General features: G+C 59.9%; 21 protein-coding genes. 9 read left to right on the top strand and 12 right to left on the bottom strand.

Annotated features, from left to right (window positions below; translation table 11 throughout):
* Positions 1–144: 144 nt before the first annotated feature.
* From cysK to JI721_RS12665, 4 genes are all read left to right on the top strand, one after another.
* Positions 145–1,095, top strand: coding sequence for a cysteine synthase A (cysK, locus tag JI721_RS12680; protein WP_274455236.1), 951 nt, complete (start codon positions 145–147; stop codon positions 1,093–1,095).
* A gap of 197 nt (positions 1,096–1,292) precedes the next feature.
* Positions 1,293–1,781, top strand: a complete 489-nt coding sequence (locus tag JI721_RS12675; protein WP_274455235.1) for a hypothetical protein — start codon at positions 1,293–1,295, stop codon at positions 1,779–1,781.
* A gap of 132 nt (positions 1,782–1,913) precedes the next feature.
* Positions 1,914–3,212, top strand: coding sequence for an O-antigen ligase family protein (locus JI721_RS12670; protein WP_274455234.1), 1,299 nt, complete (start codon positions 1,914–1,916; stop codon positions 3,210–3,212).
* Positions 3,213–3,275: 63 nt separating this feature from the next.
* A complete protein-coding gene (locus JI721_RS12665; RefSeq protein ID WP_274455233.1) occupies positions 3,276–4,523 on the top strand; it encodes a glycosyltransferase family 2 protein in 1,248 nt (415 codons plus the stop codon).
* Positions 4,524–4,613: 90 nt separating this feature from the next.
* On the opposite strand, the gene JI721_RS12660 is transcribed toward JI721_RS12665, so the two are convergent.
* From JI721_RS12660 to ytxC, 11 genes are all read right to left on the bottom strand, one after another.
* Entirely contained in the window at positions 4,614–5,399 is a 786-nt protein-coding gene (locus JI721_RS12660) for a DUF169 domain-containing protein (protein WP_274455232.1), read from the bottom strand.
* A 178-nt stretch (positions 5,400–5,577) separates the two neighbouring features.
* The gene (locus JI721_RS12655; protein ID WP_274455231.1) at positions 5,578–6,147 is read right to left on the bottom strand and encodes a manganese catalase family protein; all 570 of its coding nucleotides are present in this window, start codon (positions 6,145–6,147) and stop codon (positions 5,578–5,580) included.
* 88 nt (positions 6,148–6,235) lie between these two features.
* The gene (locus JI721_RS12650; protein WP_274455230.1) at positions 6,236–6,499 is read right to left on the bottom strand and encodes a spore coat protein CotJB; all 264 of its coding nucleotides are present in this window, start codon (positions 6,497–6,499) and stop codon (positions 6,236–6,238) included.
* Positions 6,496–6,729: a spore coat associated protein CotJA gene (locus tag JI721_RS12645; RefSeq protein WP_274455229.1), complete on the bottom strand. Its 234-nt coding sequence runs from the start codon at positions 6,727–6,729 to the stop codon at positions 6,496–6,498. Before JI721_RS12645 ends, JI721_RS12650 begins: the two co-directional genes overlap by 4 nt.
* 136 nt (positions 6,730–6,865) lie before the next feature.
* Positions 6,866–7,501, bottom strand: coding sequence for a divergent PAP2 family protein (locus tag JI721_RS12640; protein ID WP_274455228.1), 636 nt, complete (start codon positions 7,499–7,501; stop codon positions 6,866–6,868).
* 172 nt (positions 7,502–7,673) lie between these two features.
* On the bottom strand, positions 7,674–8,465 hold the full coding sequence (locus tag JI721_RS12635) for a TrmH family RNA methyltransferase (protein WP_274455227.1): 792 nt from the start codon (positions 8,463–8,465) through the stop codon (positions 7,674–7,676).
* A gap of 144 nt (positions 8,466–8,609) precedes the next feature.
* Positions 8,610–8,969, bottom strand: a complete 360-nt coding sequence (gene rplT / locus JI721_RS12630; RefSeq protein ID WP_274455226.1) for a 50S ribosomal protein L20 — start codon at positions 8,967–8,969, stop codon at positions 8,610–8,612.
* Between the two features lie 132 nt (positions 8,970–9,101).
* Positions 9,102–9,302 carry a 50S ribosomal protein L35 gene (gene rpmI / locus JI721_RS12625; RefSeq protein ID WP_274455225.1) on the bottom strand — a complete coding sequence of 67 codons (201 nt, stop codon included), beginning with the start codon at positions 9,300–9,302 and terminating at the stop codon, positions 9,102–9,104.
* A 95-nt stretch (positions 9,303–9,397) separates the two neighbouring features.
* A complete protein-coding gene (gene infC / locus JI721_RS12620; protein ID WP_274457849.1) occupies positions 9,398–9,919 on the bottom strand; it encodes a translation initiation factor IF-3 in 522 nt (173 codons plus the stop codon).
* 298 nt (positions 9,920–10,217) lie between these two features.
* The gene (gene thrS, locus JI721_RS12615) at positions 10,218–12,161 is read right to left on the bottom strand and encodes a threonine--tRNA ligase (RefSeq protein WP_274455224.1); all 1,944 of its coding nucleotides are present in this window, start codon (positions 12,159–12,161) and stop codon (positions 10,218–10,220) included.
* A 429-nt stretch (positions 12,162–12,590) separates the two neighbouring features.
* Positions 12,591–13,526 (bottom strand): sporulation protein YtxC, encoded by a 936-nt coding sequence (gene ytxC, locus JI721_RS12610; RefSeq protein ID WP_274455223.1) that lies wholly within the window; start codon positions 13,524–13,526, stop codon positions 12,591–12,593.
* 441 nt (positions 13,527–13,967) lie between these two features.
* On the opposite strand from ytxC, the gene JI721_RS12605 reads away from it, so the two are divergent.
* The 4 genes from JI721_RS12605 (at position 13,968) to JI721_RS12590 (ending at position 19,429) form a co-directional block, all read left to right on the top strand.
* The gene (locus tag JI721_RS12605; protein WP_274455222.1) at positions 13,968–14,981 is read left to right on the top strand and encodes an NADP-dependent oxidoreductase; all 1,014 of its coding nucleotides are present in this window, start codon (positions 13,968–13,970) and stop codon (positions 14,979–14,981) included.
* 151 nt (positions 14,982–15,132) lie between these two features.
* Positions 15,133–16,887: an ABC transporter transmembrane domain-containing protein gene (locus JI721_RS12600; RefSeq protein ID WP_274455221.1), complete on the top strand. Its 1,755-nt coding sequence runs from the start codon at positions 15,133–15,135 to the stop codon at positions 16,885–16,887.
* A 65-nt stretch (positions 16,888–16,952) separates the two neighbouring features.
* Complete coding sequence (locus JI721_RS12595; RefSeq protein WP_274457847.1) at positions 16,953–18,758, top strand: ABC transporter ATP-binding protein; 1,806 nt, start codon at positions 16,953–16,955, stop codon at positions 18,756–18,758.
* 320 nt (positions 18,759–19,078) lie between these two features.
* Positions 19,079–19,429, top strand: a complete 351-nt coding sequence (locus JI721_RS12590; protein WP_274455220.1) for an arsenate reductase family protein — start codon at positions 19,079–19,081, stop codon at positions 19,427–19,429.
* A gap of 737 nt (positions 19,430–20,166) precedes the next feature.
* Here the strand turns inward: JI721_RS12590 and JI721_RS12585 are convergent.
* The gene (locus tag JI721_RS12585; RefSeq protein ID WP_274455219.1) at positions 20,167–20,982 is read right to left on the bottom strand and encodes a uroporphyrinogen-III synthase; all 816 of its coding nucleotides are present in this window, start codon (positions 20,980–20,982) and stop codon (positions 20,167–20,169) included.
* A gap of 105 nt (positions 20,983–21,087) precedes the next feature.
* Here JI721_RS12585 and JI721_RS12580 point away from each other — a divergent pair, with 105 nt between their 5' ends.
* Complete coding sequence (locus JI721_RS12580; RefSeq protein WP_274455218.1) at positions 21,088–22,434, top strand: glycosyltransferase family 2 protein; 1,347 nt, start codon at positions 21,088–21,090, stop codon at positions 22,432–22,434.
* Positions 22,435–22,518 lie beyond the last annotated feature (84 nt).

The raw sequence follows: 22,518 nt of genomic DNA, 5'->3' as shown, positions 1-22,518 counted from the left end.
GGAGGGTTGCGGCCGGATGCGCCTGCGTCGGATAGGTTGAGAAGATTTCGGTCAAGCTGCTGGACAAAGGCACAAGAATGGGATACGATCAATACCGCAGTATGGATATCGGAATACCTGCCTTAACGGCAGACGAGGAGGCCGATGACGTTGAATCCACGTCCAAAAGTCGCGAAGAACATTACAGAACTGATTGGTAGAACCCCGCTCCTTCGACTGAACAAGGTCAGCGAAGAAACGGGCGCAGAAGTGCTCGCAAAACTGGAGTACTTCAATCCGCTGGGAAGTGTCAAGGACCGCATCGGGTTTGCCATGATTGACGCAGCCGAAAAGGCCGGAAAAATCCAGCCGGGAAAAACCACCATCATTGAGCCGACGAGCGGCAACACGGGCATTGCTTTGGCATTCGTCTCTGCTGCCAAGGGGTATCGGTGCATCCTGTGCATGCCGGAGACGATGAGCGTGGAGCGCCGCAACCTGTTGAAGGCACTGGGCGCGGAAGTCGTCCTGACCGAAGGAGCCAAAGGCATGAAGGGCGCAATTGCCCGGGCCAACGAACTGGCGCAGGAAATCGAAAACTCGTTCATCCCGCAGCAGTTTGAAAACCCAGCCAACCCGGAAATCCATCGCCAGACGACCGCCGTCGAGATTTGGGAAGACACCGACGGCGCTGTGGATGTGTTCGTCAGCGGCATTGGGACCGGCGGTACGATTACGGGCGTTGGCGAGGTGCTCAAGTCCAAGAAGAACACCGTCCAAGTGATTGCGGTGGAGCCGACCGATTCCCCGGTATTGTCCGGCGGGAACCCGGGTCCTCACAAAATTCAGGGCATCGGTGCCGGATTTGTGCCCGGCGTGTTGAACACCGAAGTCTATGATGAAGTGGTTCAGGTCAGCAACGACGAGGCGTTTGCGGCTTCCCGCGCAGTTGCCGCGTCGGAAGGGCTGCTCGTCGGCATTTCCTCTGGTGCAGCGATTCACGCCGCAAAAGTGGTTGCAAGCCGGCCGGAAAACAAGGGCAAAACCGTCGTGGTGATTCTTCCTGACACTGGCGAACGGTATCTGTCCACCGCCCTCTACAATCTCGATAAGTAAGCATCGCGATTGGATATCGAATCCACTAGAGCATCAGCTCGCGGCAGCACGGCCGCGAGTTGATGCTTTTTGGCATGTCCCCGGCGCAGCCATTTGTTCCGCGCCGTCCCCCGCTTCAATCCAATTTCAAACTTCCACCCGCATATTGAAATCATCTATGACAACCGCCCACGATGTGGCTATTAGGAGGAGAATCTATGCGCAATCGAATCATTCTTGGCATCGCACTCATCGTGTATTGCATCGTGACCGCGTACACCCTGTACGTGCAGGTGGAGGCGAGAATTCGGGCCGCATCCTTCGCCCGAAACGGACTTGGCGGCGGCTTCACGCCAGGGAGCGGCGGGTTTGCATCAGCTGCCGGTGGTGCGCGCGCCATGTTCGGCGGCGCCTTCGGGGCATCCAGCTGGCTCAGCATCATCAGCCTCATTTGCGTCGGTGTGATCATCGCGATCGCGATGATGCCCTCCGCCGCTCCGTCTCCGGTGTGGGTCAAGGTGTTCGCCGGCATTGCCATGCTGTTGGTGCTGGCCCAGGTGGTCACCGGCCTTATCCATCCGAGGCAGGCCGCCGGCATTGGCACCTACCGTCACTTCTACCAGCAGTCCAACGGAACCTACGCGTACGGCGGATCTGGCAGCTCACAACCAGGCGGGACCGGTTCGACCGGGGGTACGTCCGAGTAAGGCAGTGTGCCGATTCCGCAGGCAGCCGCAAAGAAGCCGTGCCAAGCGGCGGAGAATCGGCTATACTACAATTCGGGTCGTCATTTGAATGACCTTGCCAAAACGCTGCGCCAACCGTAGGAGTTGACACAAGTGACCGTGCTTCGTGGCCGGGACCCTGCGGCGGACACCCGCATGCTTCGGTTCGCCACGCAGGCCGCCAACGGGTGTATGTACATCCTGGCTGGCTTCCCAATCGTCAATTACATACTTGGAAATCTTTTCGCTTCTTCCATCGGTCAGATTTGGGATAGAATTGTACTGGTGATTCTGGCGCTTGCCGCGTACATTCGCTACCGCCATGGCATTCGCCCGCGAGGCTTTCGCTGGTTCCGATTCGCTGGCTGGTATATTCTATATTGTGTCGGACTCCTGCTTGTCGGGGCCCTCACAAATACAAGCATTGCTTTCGATGGATTTAGTATGGATGTTGAATACATCGTCTTTGGCCTGCTGATTCCATTTGTCGTGGAACCGGAGCGTTCGCCCAAGCTGTTGTATGCCATCGTTGCCACCAGCATCCTGCTTGGCATCGACGGGGTGTTTCAGTACATCACGAAGGTGCCGGTTCCAAACAGTTGGTCAGACGTTGGCGAACATGTCCGAACGCGCGTCTTCTCCGTGTTTGGGTCGCCGGCAGAATTCGGGGCCAACATGGAAATGGCAATCCCGATGTTATTCGCACTGCTCATGCTCGACAAACACCGCGTTCGACGCTGGTTCTACGCCATGGGCGGCGCATGCTGTCTGTGTTCGCTGCTGTTCACATATAATCGGGGGGCGTGGCTGGGGCTTTGTGTTGGGCTTTTGTTCATCGCCGTTGTGTATGAACGACGGTTGCTGCTCGTGCTCGTCATCGTAGGTGCAGTGCTGTTTTTCGTGCCGCCGATTCACCAGCGCGTCATGGACTTGTTCAGCCCCGTGTACGCCATCAAGTCGGCGCAGGGCGGCCGCCTCGTCCGCTGGGAGTCTGCCTTCGAGGCGATGACGCCGGCCCCGCTGTTTGGTGCTGGGCTGGGGCAATTCGGGGGAGCGATTGCTGCGGCCCACAACTTGTCCCTGTACTCGGACAGTTACTTTGCCAAAGTGCTGGGTGAGTCCGGCTTGGTCGGCCTGGTCCTGTTCTGCAGCATGCACATCGCGATGGTGTGGGAAATCATGCAAACCGTGGTTCGCCCGGCGCGCGGATATGACCGGATTGTGGCGTTGGCTGGACTTGCTGGAATTGTTGCGATTTTGGCGCATAGTTTTGTGGAGAACCTGTATGAGTATGCCCCAACTGTGCTACTCTACTACATGATGGCCGGACTGCTGTTGTTGTGGGGACGGATGCTGGACAACCCCGACACCCACAACCCGCCGGCGGTTGGGGCTCAGTCGACCGCTGACTGAATGGGTGTCTCAAGGCGGGGGGTCACTGCCCGTCTTGTGCTCGACTTTTGGAAAGGGTTGTTCATGCCCATGGTATATGACATTTTCAACACGGTATATTTTATCGTTCAGGTCCTGACCGGCGTTGTGGCCATCTATCAGTTTGCCATGTCCTTCTTCGGGTTTGTGCACCGCAGGGAGGCCATTACGCATCCGCCGCAAAAGCAGTTTGCGCTGCTGATTCCGGCCCACAACGAAGAGCGTGTCATTGGACCGCTCATTGACAGCCTCGCGGCGCAGCAGTACCCGAGAGAACTGTTTGACATTCATTTAATCGCGGACAACTGTACGGACCATACGGCCGAGGTCGCCCGTAAGCACGGGGCCATCGTCCACGAACGGACGGACACAGAAAAGCGGGGCAAAGGCTTCGCCATCGAGTGGATGCTCGAACAGTTGAAGCTGTCCGGTGAGACCCCGGACGCAATCATCATGTTCGATGCTGACAACCTGGTGGACCCGAAGTTCTTGTCCATCATGAACGACAAACTGTGCCGCGGTCATCGCGTCGTGCAGGGCTATCTTGGCGTCAAGAACCCGTTTGACACCTGGGTGAGTGTGTCCCTGGCCATTTCCTATTGGTACGACAACCGGATGTGGCAAAACGCTCGTTACAACCTTGGACTGCCCTGCGCGCTTGGGGGCACGGGACTTTGTATTGACTACGCGCTGCTGCAGGAAATGGGCTGGGACGCGACCGGACTGACCGAAGACCTGGAGTTCGGCGTGCGCTGCGTCGCGCGCGGCATCATCCCCGTGTGGGCCCACGATGCCAAGGTCTACGACGAGAAGCCATTGACCATTCTGGCCTCCTTCCGCCAGCGGCTGCGGTGGCAGCAAGGTCACTTTAACTGCGCCAAGCAATACATGGTTCCGCTGGCCAAGGGCGGCATCCGGGAGCGCAGCATGAGCAAATTCGATACCGCGGTTTACCTGTTCCAGCCGATGCGGTCCCTGATTGTGTTCCTGATGTCCATCATGATGTTCTTGGTCAACTTCCTGATTCCAATGACGGGCGCCCCGCATCCCGCGCAAATCATCCCGCCGAACGTGTGGGTGGTCATTTCCGCCGTCCTGTTCTTGGAAATGCCGCTCGCGCTGCTGCTCGAGCGCGTGAACTGGCGCGCGTACTTCGGGCTGATTTTAGCGCCCATTTTCTTGTGGACATGGGGCCCCGTCACCCTCTACGCGTACTTCACCCGCAACAACCGTCGCTGGTACCATACCGTCCACCGACGCTCGATTCGACTCGACCAGGTCCACGGACGCTAAACCAGGCTTGCGAAGACTCGCGAACGCTCGCAAAGGCGCTCCCGTTCATGCGGGAGCGCCTGTTTTGTCACACGGTCACTTCGCTTGCGGTCACTTTGACGGTGCGGCCTCATCCAGTAGCTGATTCAGCTTCTGATACGTCGGCGGAAATTCCGCTGTGTAGCGCAGGAATTGCGGAATCGGGTAACGCACCCCGCCGCGGTTCGTGCCTTCCAGCCCCGCAACCAGGTCGTCCGCCGCCGAAAATGGAAAGCTGAAGGCCATTTCGTGGTCGTGTGTCTGGGCAAAGACGCGATCGCCATAACACGGCAAAATCACCTGAGGTTCCCCGGTTCGAAGCGTTTTAATGGCGATGTCCGCACAATCCGCCCGCGCAGAGAAGGTCGAAGGAATGCTGCCGCCCCGCAAGTACAACGCCGCCGCGACCAGGCGCATGACCTGCGCCGAGTTCGCATAGACGACCACAACGTCCGGATCGAACGGCGCGCGTTCGAGCGGAAACGACACGAAGAATCCGCTTTCTTCAGCCGTCAGCTTGGGCACGTCAGCCTCCGTCCGCTTCGCTGTCTCTTCGTCGGCGGTGTACATCCCGCAGACGAGATTGCCATCCGTGTAGTAGTCCAGTGCCGGCTTGTAGCCGAACGCGACTTTTGCAATCGGGCAGGAAAGGTCCTCCCCGTTCATCGCGATGGTCCAGCCATAACGGCGCGAAAAACCAATCGACTGGCAAATGGTGATGTGCTCGCCGAAGTCACGGACGGGACGCTTCGCCTTTGCGGGTAAATCAGAATCGGACGAAACGATTTTGACGCCCACCGGAAACGTGTCTGGTCGTACATACTTGTCAATCTGTGTGCCAAGTTCTTTTGCGTCCATCAGCCTCACCCTCTCCCTCACATCCCCGTGGTAAGACACGCGGTGTGTTTTCACCTCCCATTGTATCGCGAATGGAGCTTGTCGCGACTGGAGATTTGCCGATGAACGTGGATCACAGCGCACAGGGCCAGCGACCGTCCCTGGACGGCGGCTGGCCCGCGATGTGCACAACTTCTGCTTAGAAGACGCGTTTCTCGTCTTGGTACTCCTTCAAAATCTCCACGGCTTCCCGGAATCGGATGGAATGCACGACCTCCCGTTCACGCAGGAACTTCAAGCTGTCCTGCAGGTCCACGTCGTCCGTGATGTCAATCAGCCACTGGTAAGTCGCTCTCGCCTTCTCCTCTGCGGCGATGTCTTCGTGGAGATCCGCAATCGGGTCACCTTTCGCCTGAATGTACGCGGCTGTCCAGGGAACGCCAGCGGCGTTGTGGTAAAAGAGGGCTTTGTCGTGATCGACATAGTGTTCTCCGAGCCCTGCAGCTTTCATTTGCTCCGGCGTGGCGTCCTTGGTGAGTTTGTAGACCATCGTTGCAATCATTTCCAGGTGGGCGAACTCTTCTGTGCCGATGTCCGTCAACAGGCCGATGACCTTGTCCGGGATGGTGTAACGCTGATTCAAGTAGCGCAGCGCAGCCGCCAGTTCTCCATCTGCGCCGCCGTACTGCTCAATCAAAAACTTCGCCATTTTCGGGTCGCACTTGCTGACCCGAACCGGATATTGCAGCTTTTTCTCGTAGATCCACACGGGATGACCACCCCCAGCGATGAATTGCGTTCAGACCGGGTATGTAACGACGAACGACACTTGCCAAGCCGAGCTGCTCGCCAATGGGCTACACTTGCCAAGGCCAAGGGCCTTCGGCCCAGGTCCACTGCGAGCCGACCGGACTGTTGCCGAATCCGCGGATCGGTCCAAATGCGGACTCAAACTGGGCCATCAGCGCCGTCTTTCTTCGCTGGAATTGCGCAAACTGGGCGATTGCCTGCGTATCGTCCGGGTGGGTGTCGAGGTACAGCGTCAATTCCACCAACACAAAATCAATGGCCTGCAGCTCGGACATCAACTGATAGTACTCGCGTGGAACGACTCGGCTCATGACTCATCACCATCCTTGGACCGCTCCCGCCTGGGACGCTCATACGGGCTGTATAGGTCTGGCCACAAGGTGCCGCGGCGCAGCGCTTCGCGCGGTGAAAATTGACGCAGGTTCTTTGGCTGGTACACGATAAATTGGTTGGGCGGCACAATGTACATTTTGGGCTCCAAGGGCGGGCAGGGGTCAAAGGGGCTCCGGTACGGCGTATAGACTCGCCACTGGCGATCCATCGGGCGAAATCCCTCCTTCTTCACATCACGAAGCGGGTTCTACCCTCACCGTATGCAGCCGGATGGCGTTCAAGAAGCCAGGGACAATCCGTGGGAAACAGTTGTCACAACTGGGACGACGCAGGAGATGCGGTGACTAATGCAGGTACAGGGCCACGCCGATGCCGACGACACACCCGCCGATGACTTCAATGGGTTTGTGGCCAATTTGCTCATTCAAGACCGGCCAGTCAATCATAAACCAAGGAAGCTTGACGACGGGTATCGGTTGCAGCCCCTTCAGCTTGCTCTGGGACTCAATCGGATTCAATTCAAGGTTTTGCCCCTGGGGCACAGAGGGTTGTCCAGCGGGCGGCGCGGCGGCGCCGTCTGCACGGTGTTGAGGCTGCTGAATCTCTCCAGTGCGCAGTGCGTGACCTCGGAGGTCGTTCAGCAGGCGGTTCAGCACGGCGGCCTGACGACCGGTTTGCCACCGAACCCCCGCCGCATCGTACATGACGATGAGGGCGATGAAAATCGCGATCGCCAAAATGGGGTTGCGTCCGCCCGCACGCAGCCACAACTCGGTCACGAGCGCGACGACAAGCGCTGTGTGAGAACTCGGCATCCCCCCAGACTGCCGCATGCGGGCCCAGTCGAAGCGGCGAAGTTGAATCATAATGATGATGGGCTTCAGTATCTGCGCCACGACCATGGCCACCAATGGGCCAATCCAGATGTAGGACGAGTCCCGCAGGACGATGTGGTCAGGCAGGATGGTGTCGTGCAACACGCGCTTGTCACCTCCACAGTGGTCAGAGTCGTGGGCCGAATCGTGATGGCCGAATCATGGTCATCCGGATGCGACCGCCTTCGTTACGCGGCCGGCCTCCGAACCGCATCCGTACAGTTCCTCTTACGGCAGTATACCGCACCGGCACGATGCATTTCACGCCTGGCTGCGGCTACGCCTGTGCGCGCCGCTGACGGTTTGCCTCATACAGCAGCACCGAGCCAGCGATGGCCGCATTGAGGCTGTCGGCCATGCCGGTCATCGGGATGCGAATCTTGACCGTCGCCAGCGCCGCGGCTTCCGGCGACGCGCCAAACGCCTCCCCGCCGACCAAGATGAGTGTCGGACGGCAAAAGTCGAGCGCGTCACAGTCCATGTCGGCGTGCGCGTCCGCGAGCGCCACCTGTCCCTCTGGCCACGCCTGTCGCCATGATGAAATCAGGGCCACAGAGTCGCCGTGGTGCACCGGGAACCGAAAAATCCCGCCCATGGACGCCCGGACGACCTTTGGCGAAAACGGATCGACCGTGCCTGTGCCGCAGTAGACGGCATCTGCACCGAACGCATCGGCGCTGCGCAGGAGCGTGCCGACATTTCCCGGATCACGAACGCCATCGAGGGCCACGCAGAACGACGCCTGCCCGGGCGGCAGGGCGGCGTTTGGAAGTTTGGCGACCGCAATGACACCCTGCGAGGTCACGGTGTCGGACACTTCCGCGAAGGCACGAGGCGCAACTTCGATGACGGGCACACCGCGTTGCATGGCCGCCTCCGTCAGCGGGTCGGGCAGTTCGTCCGTCCCCACATCCCACAGCACCGCCTCGACTTCAAAGGAAGAACGAAGGCACTCCTCCACGAGTCTGCTGCCCTCGACGAGAAAGGCGCCGTGGGTCTGGCGGCCCTTTTTCGCTTTGAGCTGGCTCCAGCGGTGAATTTTCGGGTTTTGCGGTGATTCGAGATACAATCATGAGCCCTCCTGCGTATGAAAACCCCCGGCCGCAATGCAACCGGGAGTTTGAACCTGTATGAATCGACACCAGACCAGGACGCAGGCTCCGCCTGCGACGTTCGCAGCGGTGGATGAACCCCCACCACATGGACCGTGTCCTCAGGCGTCGAGTTTGGTACGGGCGACGTTCACCAGCTCGGTGAATGCCTGGGAATCCGCAACGGCCAGGTCAGCCAGCATCTTGCGGTTCACTTCGACTCCGGCCAGCTTCAGTCCGTACATCAACCGGCTGTAGGACAGGCCGTTCAGGCGGGCAGCGGCGTTGATGCGCTGAATCCACAGCCGACGGAAATCACGCTTGCGGACCCGACGGTCGCGGTACGCGTACATCAGGGACTTCATGACCTGCTGCTTGGCGGTTCTGAACAGCCGGTGCTTGGAGCCGCGATACCCCCTCGCGAGTTTCAGAATTTGTTTATGCCGACGGCGTGTCACCATGCCGCTTTTTACACGTGCCATTGTAAAATCCTCCTTTGTCCTTCTGCGCAGCGGAATCTTTCATCCACGACGCGGGCTCGTCCTCCGCCAGGGAAGCGGCCACTGGTGTTGTTGCGCAGCAGACGGACCGTCTGCCTGCACCGATGTACAGGATTACTTCACGTACGCAATCATCTGCTTGATGCGGCGGGTATCGCCGCGCGAAACCAATGTGGTGCCGCGCAGATGGCGCTTGCGTTTCGGGGTTTTGGCAGCAGCTTTATGGTAGGCAAACGCGTGCGCGCGCTTCAACTGGCCGGATGCTGTCTTCTTCACGCGCTTCGACAGGCCGCTGTGTGTCTTCATCTTTGGCATTGAAATGTCCTCCATTTCGTGATGTGTCCACTACGTTCACGGATGTGTGCGGGCCCCGCTGGCACCGCGCGATGCTCCCAAGCGAATCACGATGTTTACGCGCTGGGCTGCTTCGGAGCCAGAATCATGACCATGCTGCGCCCTTCCAGCTTTGGAAACCGCTCTACGATGGCTTGTTCTGAAGCTGCCTGGGCAAGTCGCATCAAAACCTGCTGGCCGATGGACGAATGCGTGATTTCACGTCCACGGAACCGAACGGAGACCTTTACCTTATCTCCCTCAGCAAGGAACTTCATGACGTTTTTGAGTTTCACCTGGAAGTCGTGTTCTTCGATGTTCGGCGTCATCCGAACTTCTTTCAACAACACAACCTTCTGGTTCTTCCGAGCTTCCTTTTCCTTCTTGCTCTGCTCGTACTTGAATTTGCCGTAGTCCATAATCCGGCAAACCGGCGGTCGAGCGGTCGGCGCGACATTCACCAGGTCCAGGTTCTTCTCTTCTGCAATTCGGCGCGCATCCCGCAGCTGCATGATGCCGAGTTGCGTTCCGTCCTCGTCAATGACGCGAACTTCCCGCGCGCGAATCCCGTCATTCACTTGAAAGTCGTCTTTGCTAATATCGTGTCACCTCCAAAAATGGTCCAAAAACCTCCGCTAGGGTCAAAAAAAGCGCGAACTCAGTTCGCGCCCCATGCATCCATCACGACAAGGCGCCGCCTCGCGACACGCCCCGCACTTGACTGGAATTATGAACCCGTCGGCGTCAGCCCACAAGGTGAGAAGCGCGATGCTTCTACTTGGATATCGTTACACTCGATTTCCAGCCTATTGTAACGAACAAACAACGGTGTGTCAAGGCAAGCGGACTCAAGCGGCAACATTGTGGCATCCTGTGCTCAAATTTCAGCACTATAGATCACTGCATCTGCGAACCCACCAGGAGCGCCTTGCGGTCGACCTCGTCGCGCAGCCGGGCTTCAAAGTCGCCCAGCGGTATCTGCCCCTGGTCGCCTGTGCCGTAGCGGCGGACGCTGACGCTGCCTTCCGATTGTTCGCGTTCGCCGACCACCAGCGTATACGGGGTCTTCAACACCTGCGCCTCGCGAATCTTGTAGCCGATTTTCTCCGAGCGCGCATCCACTTCGACCCGAAACCCTGCGTCACGCAGCGTCCCCGCAACTTTGTCTGCATAGTCGACGTAATCCGCACCCACGGGCAGCACGCGCACCTGCACCGGCGCAAGCCAGGCCGGGAACGCGCCCCCAAAGTGCTCGGTCAAAATGCCGATGAACCGATCGACGGACCCGAAAATCGCACGGTGGATCACGACCGGACGATACCGCTCATTATCGGCGCCCACGTAACTCAGGTCGAAGCGCTCCGGCATCTGGAAATCCAACTGAACGGTGGCACACTGCCAGGTGCGGCCGATGGCGTCCCGCACGTGGAAGTCAATCTTCGGCCCGTAAAACGCGCCGTCCCCCGGATTGATGCGGTACGCCACACCCGCCCCCTCCAGTGCGCGCTTGAGGGCGCTCTCCGCCTGTTCCCACAGTTCATCCGAACCCATGGAATCCTCCGGCCGAGTCGACAACTCCATATGGTAGGAGAATCCGAACACGCCGTAGATGGTCTCGACCAGCTTCAGGACACCCTGAATCTCCGATTCGATTTGGTCCGGCCGGCAGAAGATGTGGGCGTCGTCCTGGGTAAACGTCCGCACCCGCATCATCCCGCCCAAGGTGCCGCTTAACTCATGGCGGTGTACCTGACCATACTCCGCGATGCGCAGCGGCAAATCACGGTATGACCGCTGCTTGTGCTTGAAGATCAACATGTGCCCCGGACAGTTCATCGGCTTCATCGCGAACAGTTCTTCGTCGACACGCGTCACGTACATGTTCTCCTGGTAGTGTCCCCAGTGACCGGACTGCTCCCAGAGCCGCTGGTTCATGATGATGGGTGTGCGCACCTCCTGGTAGCCGGCGGCCACCTGCAGGGAGCGCTCGTACGCCTCCAGCTGATTGCGGATGATGAGCCCGTTTGGCAGATAAAACGGCATGCCAGGCGCTTCTTCGGAGAACATAAACAGTTCCAGTTCCTTGCCAAGCCGCCGATGGTCGCGCTGTTTGGCCTCTTCCAGCCGCTTCAGGTATTCCTCAAGCTCGGACTTTTTCGCGAATGCCACCGCGTACAGCCGGGTCAACATCTCACGGCTGGCGTCACCGCGCCAATAGGCGCCCGCGATGGACATCAGCTTGAAGGCCTTGATGCGCCCGGTCGACGGCAAGTGCGGCCCGCGGCAGAGGTCGACGAACTCGCCCTGTTTGTAGATGGTGATGGTTTCAGCCGCAGGCAGGTCCTGGATGATCTCGACCTTGAACCGGTCTTCCCGCGCCCGAAACATCGCCAAGGCCTCGTCCCTGCTGATGACTTCGCGAATCACCGGAAAGTCTTCCTTAATTATCTTCTGCATCTCGGCTTCGATGCGCGGAAGGTCGTCCGGTGTAAAGTCGTGATCGGCAAAATCGTAGTAGAAGCCGTTCTCAATCACCGGCCCGATGGCAAACTTGGTGCCCGGAAACACCCGCGCAACGGCCTGTGCCATCACGTGCGCGCAGGTGTGGCGCATGACATCCACGCCTTCCGGGTCGCGCAGGGTCAGCAGTTCGACGTCGGCATCCTCATCGAGCGTGCGCGACAAGTCGAGGACCTTTCCGTTCACTTTGGCCGCGACTGCCTCGCGGGCCAGCCCGGCGCTGATGGACGCGGCGATGTCGGCGAACGTGGTGCCTGCGTCATAGATGCGCTCGGACCCGTCTTTGAGTCTCGCTTTGACTTGCTGCTTCACTTCCTGCATGCTCTTCAGTCCCCTTTTATGAGTCCTTGTACACTTCAGCGCCAGAACAACAGAAAGCCCCCCGTCCCAACTGGGACGAGAGGCGCTGCTCCCGTGGTTCCACCCACATTCGACCACACCCCGGCACTGGCAGCTCTTCGTGCGCACACCAGCCAGGCGTGACCCTCAATGCGCGTATAACGTACGCCCCGGCTGTCATTTCACGCGAAGTCCGCTGTGCATGCCCAAAGGGCACTGGGACGGACGCGATTCCTGACAGCAGCTTGGAAAGTGGTGTCCCTGATGAATTCGTGAGAAACGCTTGCAGCCAACGGCGCTTCCTCTCTGGCACGAACGCGCATCCGGGCGCGTCTTTCCGCAACGCTGAAGCTGTTCAATTCACAACCGATACACTATAGCGGATACTATAGCGAAGTCCCAGGATGCTTGTCAAGGGAGCGAACCGCCCCGCGGAACCCCCGCCGAACCCGCCTCTCCTCGGACGTCAGAGGCGTCAACGTCTTCCACGGTGTGCCCGGTGTGCCCGGCGCGGGCGGCGCGCATCAATTCCTGACAGGTGGAACAATGGTCACAGCGAGCCGCACGGTCCAGAAACACGCGCTCGACCGTCTCCGAGAAACTCGGCCATGGCGCCGCCGACGTGATGTCGTGGATCACGATGCTGCACGGCGAACGCATGATGAGGATGCTCATCGCGAGGTCTTCGCTGTTGACCTCTTCCCCTTCTGATACCGTGTACGCGGCGGTGGTGACTTCCGCATCGCGAATCAACTCGCCGCTGGCGTCGCAGAGCCAGACGCGTTCGTCCGAGCAAAACAGGTGCAGGGTTTGCTCCGTCCTCGGCTGCGCATCCAGCATATAGCGCAGCATCGCGACAAATTCCTCGTATTCACGGTCGTTTAGAAACTGGTCGACCATCGTCTGGATGGCGCCGTCTATCTCTTTCTGTGCATCCCGCATGCGAAACCGCACAAACGCATCCAGGTTCAGCGGCACGTCGTGATAAAGTGACTTGGTCAGAGCCTCCAACAGGAGGGACGCGATGGTCTCCTGCGACGGCAGATCGCCATCATCGTTCCAATGTTTGCGGACCGCGTGGAAGGTGAGGAGGGACACATATTCGCGCTCCTCTTCATCCAAAAACGAATACGCCGCCTCCATCCGTTGTTGAATCCATCCATGCAGCCAATCCTGCAACAAAAATGACGCGACGGACGCCGCCAGCTGCGACTCACCGTCAGGTCCCCAGGCGACAATCAGCCGTTTGCTGTCAGACTCCACCCCAGTCACTTCAAATCCATCTTTCATCAGTACCTGAGAGAGTGCTGCGGACGAGATCGTTGACCGTATTTCTAGGGTGTGCACAGCCACCAGTCCTCCCTGGGCAAATCTGGTCTCTCAGACAGTATTGGACGAAGTGAAAAGGAGATATACCCGCGGCACGACTCAGCGGTGTTGGCGCGGCGATTGCCAGTGCAAAGACTTGTCACACATGGCGCGTCGTTTTCATACAGTGATGAAGGTTGTATCACTTCTCCAGTCGTGCCTTCGCTTGACATCCTTTCAAGTTCCCCCGCCGACCGCCGCCAACCGCACGGGCTGTCATGCGATCGTATGCCCCGTCGTTGACCGTCGAATGCGGCAGACGTCAACGTACATGCGCGGAGATTTCCGGACGTCGCGCTGTCAAATCAAGGTAGACAATTTCCCACCACAATCGGTATGATGAAAGAATCGAGTCGACCCAGGACCGGCGGACACTGTGCCGCAGCAGCAACCCTGCTGCAGGGTCGGAAGGAGGTTCCCATGTCCATTCAGAACAGCGAGATCCGTCTATCCGCACGCCCGATTGGCATGCCCACGATGGAAACGTTTCAGTTTGTCGACATCGACATGCCGACACCGCGCGATGGACAAGTTGTGCTGAAGCTGCTGTACCTTTCCGTCGACCCCTACATGCGCGGGCGGATGAGTGACGCAAAATCGTACGTTGCGCCGTTTGAAGTCGGGAAGTCCTTCGAAGGCGAGGCGGTTGCCCAAGTGGTCGAGAGCCGTCACGACCGGTACGCCGTTGGCGACATTGTGTTCGGACGCCTCCCCTGGCGACGCTACGGATTGTCGGACGGCCACGGCATCCGCAAGCTTGATTTGTCCATCGCGCCGATGACCGCCTACCTCAGCGTGCTTGGCACCACGGGGCTTACGGCGTACTTTGGCCTGTTTGACATCGGGCAGCCGAAGCCGGGTGAAACGGTCGTCGTCTCGGGCGCGGCTGGTGCTGTCGGCATGACCGTGGGTCAGATCGCGAAGTTGTGCGGGTGCCGCGTCGTCGGCATTGCGGGCTCGGACGCGAAAACCGAGTACCTGGTTCAAGAACTCGGATTTGACGCGGCCATCAACTACAAGACCCAGAACCTGCACACCGCCCTGAAGGAAGCATGCCCGAACGGCGTCGACGTGTACTTCGACAACGTCGGCGGCACCGTGACCGATGCGGTACTGCTTCGCATCAATGACGATGCGCGAATTCCTGTCTGCGGACAGATTGCGCTCTACAACCTGGCAAAACCTGAGATGGGGCCGCGGCTGCTGTCGCAGCTGGTGGTGCACCGAGCGCTGATGAAAGGCTTCATCGTCACAGACTACCAGCCTCGATTCCCCCATGCGATTCGGCATCTCGCAAGCTGGGTACGCGCCGGCCAACTCAAGTACAAAGAGACCATCGTGGAAGGATTTGAGAACGTCCCGGACGCTTTTCTCGGTCTGTTCCGCGGCGAAAACATCGGGAAGCAGCTGGTGAAAGTCGCCGATCCACAATAATCTGCGCGTCCGAACGAGGCTGCCCACAATTCGCACAGGGCCGCCTTGTTCGGAGCCCTTCATCCTGCTCTGCCCCACCCTGCTGCATCACCCGTCCGCACGCATTTCAATTTTTCTGATTCTCCTGAGTCTCTCGGAAAGGACGATTGGGTTGCGAGTTTTTCTCGACCTCATGTGGTTTTTCAAAAAACATCGAACGCGGTACATCACCGGCGTCGGGCTGCTCATGCTCGTCTCCATCATTGGACTCGTCCCACCGCGCGTCGTCGGCATCCTGGTCAACCAGTTTGGCAGCCACACCCTGACCCGCGCGCACTTGTGGCAGGGCATCCTGGCCATCGCTGCGACTGCGCTGGCCACGTATGTCCTTCGCTACTGGTGGCGCATGTATTTGTACGGCGGCTCCATCCAGCTCGCGACCGACCTGCGTGCCACCCTCTATGAGCACTTCACCAACATGTCGCCGCAGTTCTATCATCAAAAGCGTATCGGCGACTTGATGGCACATGCGACCAATGACATTCAGGCCGTCCAGGAAACGGCTGGAGACGGCATTCTCACGCTGGTCGACTCCATTACGACGGGCGGCGTCGTGATCGCGACGATGGCCATCGTCATCAACTGGAAACTCACGATGCTCGCGTTGCTGCCGTTGCCGGTCATCGCCCTGACGGTCAGCCGCTACGGAAAATTGCTGCATGACCGGTTTTTCAAAGCCCAGGCGGCCTTTTCGGACATCAACGACCGCGTGCAGGAGCACATCACAGGCGTGCGCGTGGTGCGCGCGTTTGGACAGGAAGCGTGGGAGCGGGAGAACTTTGTCGCGCTGTCGCAGGACGTTGTGGACAAGAACGTCGCCGTGGCGCGCATCGATGCACTGTTTGACCCCACCGTGTCCGCCATCGTGGGCGTGTCCTACTTTTTGTCCATCGCGATTGGCGCGGTCTTCGTCGTGCATCACCAGTTGAACATTGGGCAGCTGACCACCTTTACGATGTACATCGGACAGCTGGTCTGGCCGATGATGGCGCTCGGCTTTCTGTTTAACACGGTGGAGCGCGGACGAGCCTCGTACGGACGCATCCAAGCCCTGCTCGCCGTGAAGGCGGACGTGTACGACCGGGCGGGTGCGCTTGAACGCGTGCCAAGCGGTGACGTGGTCTTTGCGGTCCACCGGTTTCAGTACCCGGATGCCGCTGCGTCCGCACTGGAAGCCGTACACCTGACCATCCGTCAGGGCCAGACCCTGGGCATCGTCGGCCGAACCGGGTGCGGCAAGAGCACCTTGCTCCGGCTGCTGCTGCGGGAGTTTGACGTAACCGACGGCGACATCTGGATTGGCGGGACGTCCATTTACGATGTCACACTGCACGCACTGCGCGGGGCGATTGCCTATGCGCCGCAGGATGACTTTTTGTTCTCGGCGTCCATCGCAGACAACATCGCCTTCGCCAAACCGGGTGCGACGCGGGAGGAGATTGAGCGCGTCGCGAAAATCGCCTGTGTCCACGACGATATCCTGCGCTTTGCCAAGGGGTATGACACGGTCGTCGGCGAACGCGGCGTCACGCTGTCTGGCGGCCAGAAACAGCGCATCTCCATCGCCCGGGCGCTCCTGCTCGACGCAGAAATTCTGCTCTTGGACGACACCTTGTCCGCGGTCGACGCCCGCACAGAGACACACATCCTCGACGAATTGCGGCGAAATCGAGTCCATCGGACCACGCTGATTGCCACCCACCGCTTGAGCGCAGTGGAACACGCCGACCAAATCATCGTCCTGGACGAAGGCCGGGTGGTCGAACAAGGGACCCACGCACAGCTGCTGACGGCGGACGGCTGGTACGCCGATATGTACCGGCGGCAGCAGTTAGAAGCCTTGGTAGAGCGAGGTGTGTCCGGTTGAGTGTAGAGATTGAATCCGTGATTCCAAAGACCGATCGCGGCACCTTGACACGCCTCCTTCGCTACATGCTGCCGCATCGGAAGCAGCTTGTCCTGGGGCTGCTCCTGCTCATCCTCGCGACCGCTACCGACGTCGTGCAGCCGATTCTCGTGAAGGTATTTCTCGATCGCGACTTGATTCCCCGCCACTTTGTGGAGGGGCCCCTGCTCCTGATGGGCGTCGGTTATGTGCTGCTGATATTTCTCACGTCCGCGCTCAATGTCGGGCAGCTGCTCCTCTTTCAGACGCTGGCCTTGAACATCATCCAGCGGCTGCGCGTGGAACTGTTCGACAAGCTGCAGACCCTTGCGCTCGCCTTCTTCGACCGAACGCCGGTCGGCGTCCTGGTGTCGCGCGTGACCAACGACACGGAAGCCATCCTGCAAATGTTCATGACCGTACTCTCAACGTTCGTGCAGAACATTGCGGTGCTCATCGGCATCATGGTGTCGATGTTCGTCCTCAACGTGCGCCTGGCCACGTACTGTCTGCTGCTCTTGCCGGTGATTCTCGGCATCATGTGGCTGTATCGCAAAGTCACCTCGCCGGTCTTCCACCTGTCGCGGCAGCGTCTGTCATTCTTGAACGCCAAGTTGAACGAATCACTGCAGGGGATGTACGTCATTCAGGCGATGCGGCAGCAGCGCCGCCTGCGTCAGGAGTTTGGCGAAGTCAACGAGTCCTACCGCCGCGCACGCTACCGCAACATGCAATTGAACGCCCTGTTGCTGCGGCCGCTGATGGACGTCGTCTACATGGGCACGCTGATGCTGGTGATGGCGTTTTTCGGGTTTCGGTCGTTCGCCCACGCCATCGACATCGGCGTGCTGTACGCCTTCGTCAATTACCTCGACCGGTTCTTTGAACCCGTCAACGCGATGCTGATGCGTCTGAACTTCTTCCAGCAGGCGATGGTCTCCGCACAGCGCGTTTTTCGCATCCTGGACGACGACACCCTTGCGCCGCGCCCGGTGGAGGAGGGGCCGATGGAGGCGCACGCGGCGGAGGGTCCGGCGGTCGGCACGGCCGCGACCCGCGCGCTGGATTTGGCAGCAGCCCAGGCGGCGCCGAACGCTCCGACCATTACCCAAGGGCGTGTTGAATTCGATGATGTGACGTTCTCCTACGATGGCAAAACCGATGTGCTCAAGCACATCTCGTTCGTGGCCGAACCGGGTCAGACGGTCGCCCTGGTCGGCCACACAGGCAGCGGAAAGAGCTCCATCATCAACCTGCTGATGCGCTTCTACCCTGTCGATCGCGGTCACATTCGCATCGATGGCGCGGACCTGATGACGTATCGTGATGGAGAACTGCGGCGCAAGGTTGGGTTGGTGCTGCAGGATCCGTTCCTGTTCGTCGGGACCATCGCCTCCAACATCAAACTGGGCAACGACTTTGTCACAGACGAGGACATGGTGCGGGCGGCCGAGTTTGTCCAAGCGGACACCTTCATTCGCAAGTTGCCCGGGCAATACAATGCCCCGATTGGCGAACGCGGCGCAACGTTGTCGACCGGCCAGCGCCAGCTCCTGTCGTTCGCGCGCACAATGGCCATCGATCCCGTCATCCTCGTCCTCGACGAAGCCACCGCCAGCGTGGACACGGAGACGGAGGAAGCCATCCAGTCGGCCCTCGCGAAGATGCGGAAGGGGCGGACAACCATCGCGATCGCCCACCGGCTGTCCACCATTCAGGACGCGGACTTGATTCTCGTGCTGCATCAGGGCGAGATTGTGGAGCGCGGCACACACCAGGAACTGCTGCAGGCGGGCGGCCTGTATCACAAGATGTACCTCCTGCAGCAGGGTGTCCGCGATGCGGGATTGTAACGGGGCGGGTGTTCACGGGCCCGGCGTTTTGACAGGCCCGGATGGGGGCCCGGTGCGGGATGGGGGCGCGGATGGGGACGCGGATGGGGGCCCGGATGGGGGCCCGGTGCGGGATGCGGGCCCGGTGCGGGATGGGGGCGCGGCCGGCGCAGGGTTCCAATGCGCACGGGACAGCGCGGCGCGGGGTTTAGTTCAGAGGCGAGGCTTTGGTATATTGTCTTCAGCGAGCACCCTGATGGTGCCGTGCCCACTTTCTCTCTAGAGAACGTTCGAGAAATGGACAGCAGAAAGTAAGCGATGAAGCACGAGGAGGCAGCCCCATGGAATTCTATGGATACAAGAAGTGCTCCACCTGTCGCAACGCGCACAAGTTTTTGGCCGATCACGGCGTGGACGTGCCCTTTCAGGACTTCGTCCAGAACCCGCCGTCGGTCGAGCAGCTGAAAGCGTGGATCGCCAAACGTAACGAGGGTGTCCTGCCATTCGTCAACACGAAGGGCACACGATATCGCGAACTGAACCTGGCCGACAAACAGTTGAGCGAGGCCGAGTGGCTGGACCTTTTGTCGACCGACGGCAAACTGCTGAAGCGCCCCGTTCTCGTCACAGACGAAGAAGTGGTGCTGGGCTTTGACCGCCCGGCCTACGAGCGGATCGTGACTGCGAAGTAGGAACTGGACGGCACGGATGGCATGGATGCCGTCGACAGATCCGTGGAGCACCTTGGCGGCGGAGGGGGAGGGCATTTTCAGCCCATGCACCACTCGCTTATGTTTCAGACGCCTTGGCCCGGGGGGGGGAGGGGTAGCCGAAACGATCGGGATCGAAATTGGGAACGAAATGCTCCCTATCGTCCCCCAGCCCCGGCATGGGACACCCATGATTATTCTTTATACCCTATATATGGATTACACAAACAGGCTCAGGATGTCCTTGGGCCTGCTTAATTTCTACATTTTGGATTTCATGGGCTAAACTTGATGAAAATACCCCGGGAGGGGTATCCTCCTTTTGCGGGAATAAGGTAGAAAACGTACCCAATCCCGCCATCCAATCCCGCCATCCAATCCCGCCATCCAATCCCGCCATCCAATCCCGCCATCCAATCCCGCCATCCAATCCCGCCATCCAATCCCGCCATCCAATCCCGCCATCCAATCCCGCCGTCCAATCCCGCCGTCCAATCCCGCCGTCACATCCGCCCGCCACGCGTTCAATCCTGCCGTTCAATCCTGCCGTTCAATCCTGCCGTTCAATCCCGCCGTTCAATCCTGCCGTTCAATCCCGCCGTTCAATCCCGCCGTTCAATCCCGCCGTTCAATCCCGCCGTTCAATCCCGCCGTTCAATCCCGCCGTTCAATCCCGCCGTCACATCCGCCCGCCACGCGCCCAATCCAATCCCCGCCTTCTAATCCGCTCCCCCGCCAAAGTACTCGGCGAGCGCCACAAACATCGCGCCGACGCGTTCCTCCTGCGGGGTCACCACACGCCCGACGCCCGCCTGCTGCAGCTCACGCGCGGTGATTTTGCCCACCGCCGCGGCGACGACCGGCGCGCTGAATGCCCGCAGCAGCGCTTCGGTCTGCCCTTCTGCTGCGGCGAACTGCAACAGAAACCGCACCTGCAGCGCGCTGGTGAACGTCACCGCGTCGACGCGGCCCGTCGTGATCTCGGTGATCAACGCCCGCAGCGTCTCTGGCGCCGGCGGCACGTGCCGATACGGCAAGATGGTCTGTACGGCGGCACCGGCCTCCGACAAAGCCTGCACCAGGTCCGGGGAGGGTACGCCGTGCAGCTGCAACGCTACTGAGGTCCCCGCAAGGCCCAGGTTGTTCATCCCAGACAGCAGACTCAACGTGGAGCCGTCGTCGTCGCGAACCGCGATGGGTACCTGCAGCGCGTTCAAGCAGCGTGCCGTTTTGTACCCGCGAACGGCGACGCGCGCGGTGTTCAGCGCCACGAGGAAATCCGCCTCACGCCCTTGTTCCTTTGCCTGGTCGTACAACTCCTGGAATCCCACCCCCGTGGTGAAGACCAGCCAATCGTAGCGCTTGTCCAGCAACTTGCCCAGTTCGGAAGCCAAGTGCGCAGCGTCGAGAGACTCTGTGCCTTGCAGGGGACGCATCACAGGTTCTCCGCCCAATTTGCGCACCAGCGCTTCCATTTCCGCCGTTTTCCGCGTTCCTGTCAGGACCACGACCCTGCCCTGTAATCCTCGCGTCATGAGACTCCCCTCCGTTGCCCTCGATCCGCATCGCGCCCTTGCCCCCATGCCGATTGCCCTGTTGCACCAACCGTCGTACCATAAACATGCAGGGGGGCGCCAATCATGGGAACCGTCACGATGCTGTGTGCGATCATCGCGATCGCCTGGTTTGTGATTGTATTCTATAATCTTCCAGGTATTTTGCGCATACCCACCATTCCGCCGTCCCGTCCTGCGCCGCGAACGCCGGGGACAGCCTCTTGCGCGCCTGATGTTCCAGCCGCCGCCCATTCCGCGGCCATCGCGAAGGCGATGTCCACCGGATCCTCCACCAGCATACACAACGACATGGAGAATATCGAGGCACGGGCGGAACGCGCGGGGCGAGTCAGCGTGATCATCGCGGCGCGCAATGAGCAGCAGACGATAGAGCGAACCCTTGCATCACTGGTGCGTCAGTCGGTGCCGCTGCGTGAAATCATTGTCGTCGATGACCGCTCCAACGACGCGACGGCGGGCCAAGTCCGTCAGGCGGCCCGCCGCTGGCCGTGGGCGAACATCCGGCCGATCGCGATTCACACCCTGCCCGACGGCTGGATTGGCAAAAATCACGCTCTCTACGTTGGCGCCAGGGCCGCATCTGGCGACTGGCTGTTGTTCGCGGACGCGGATGTGTACTTTCACCCGGATGCCGTCGAACGTGCTGTCTCGTTCGCAGAACGCCACCGACTCGACCATCTCACCGTCGCGCCCAGGGTGTCATCGCATGGAACGGCTCTCCGCTTGCTGACAGGGTTCTTTGCGCTGATGCTCCTGCTCTTCGCGCGTCCACATTACGCGATCCGCAAGCGCAGCGGGGCGTATACGGGCATCGGTGCGTTCAATCTGCTCCGCCGCGCCGTGTACCACGCGGCGGGCACCCACCAAGCGATGCGGCTTCGGCCAGACGACGACATTTACCTCGGCAAACTGGTGAAGAAGGCTGGGTACCGTCAATGCTTCGCCTTGGCGGACGCGTTCATCGAAATCCAGTGGTACTCGTCGTTCGGGGACATGCTGCGCGGCATGGAGAAGGCCCCGCTGGCCGCAATGCGTTACTCGGCTGCGCTGCTCCTCCTGGACATGGCTGCACTCATCCTGTTGTTTGGCGGACTGTACGCGGGGGTGATGTTCGAGATCGCGGTGCGTGCTGGACTGGCCCCCTCAATGGGCGCCTCGGCAGGGGCTGCCTTCGGCAGTGTGTCTGGGGGGCTGTGCATGGGCGCGCTGCTTCTCCTCCTCGGGGTGGACGCACTGGTTCTCCGGTATCTCCGCTTCCCTCTCTACCACATTATCCTTCTGCCCGTCGCCCTCATGCTCTATGTGTTCGCCTTCCTCCGCGCGATGTTCCTGCTCAAACGGCGGGGTGGTCTCTTGTGGCGAGACTCCTACTATCGTTTGGAGGAACTCAGGCGCGGGCTGCGCGCATGACCAGCCCGCCTGTCCCGCGCACATTCATCGACACAGGCTGTTTCAGCGGATGAGCGTCTTCCGCCACCAGTTGAAAGGTGATGC

The sequence above is a fragment of the Alicyclobacillus cycloheptanicus genome, assembly GCF_028751525.1.
Classification (GTDB): domain Bacteria; phylum Bacillota; class Bacilli; order Alicyclobacillales; family Alicyclobacillaceae; genus Alicyclobacillus_L; species Alicyclobacillus_L cycloheptanicus.
The sequence above is the reverse complement of the archived record's forward strand: the minus strand, read 5'-3'. Positions and strand labels throughout refer to the sequence as shown.

Bases quoted from the DNA above. Each gene is read 5' to 3' on its own strand.
- JI721_RS12585 (WP_274455219.1), bottom strand. From the start codon at position 20,982: ATGACGCGAGGATTACAGGGCAGGGTCGTGGTCCTGACAGGAACGCGG.
- thrS (WP_274455224.1), bottom strand. From the start codon at position 12,161: ATGCAGGAAGTGAAGCAGCAAGTCAAAGCGAGACTCAAAGACGGGTCC.
- rplT (WP_274455226.1), bottom strand. From the start codon at position 8,969: ATGGCACGTGTAAAAAGCGGCATGGTGACACGCCGTCGGCATAAACAA.
- JI721_RS12660 (WP_274455232.1), bottom strand. From the start codon at position 5,399: ATGGACGCAAAAGAACTTGGCACACAGATTGACAAGTATGTACGACCA.
- JI721_RS12665 (WP_274455233.1), top strand. From the start codon at position 3,276: ATGCCCATGGTATATGACATTTTCAACACGGTATATTTTATCGTTCAG.
- JI721_RS12675 (WP_274455235.1), top strand. From the start codon at position 1,293: ATGCGCAATCGAATCATTCTTGGCATCGCACTCATCGTGTATTGCATC.
- JI721_RS12590 (WP_274455220.1), top strand. From the start codon at position 19,079: ATGGAATTCTATGGATACAAGAAGTGCTCCACCTGTCGCAACGCGCAC.
- JI721_RS12650 (WP_274455230.1), bottom strand. From the start codon at position 6,499: ATGAGCCGAGTCGTTCCACGCGAGTACTATCAGTTGATGTCCGAGCTG.
- JI721_RS12580 (WP_274455218.1), top strand. From the start codon at position 21,088: ATGGGAACCGTCACGATGCTGTGTGCGATCATCGCGATCGCCTGGTTT.
- JI721_RS12595 (WP_274457847.1), top strand. From the start codon at position 16,953: ATGCTGCCGCATCGGAAGCAGCTTGTCCTGGGGCTGCTCCTGCTCATC.
- cysK (WP_274455236.1), top strand. From the start codon at position 145: ATGACGTTGAATCCACGTCCAAAAGTCGCGAAGAACATTACAGAACTG.
- rpmI (WP_274455225.1), bottom strand. From the start codon at position 9,302: ATGCCAAAGATGAAGACACACAGCGGCCTGTCGAAGCGCGTGAAGAAG.
- JI721_RS12645 (WP_274455229.1), bottom strand. From the start codon at position 6,729: ATGGATCGCCAGTGGCGAGTCTATACGCCGTACCGGAGCCCCTTTGAC.
- JI721_RS12605 (WP_274455222.1), top strand. From the start codon at position 13,968: ATGTCCATTCAGAACAGCGAGATCCGTCTATCCGCACGCCCGATTGGC.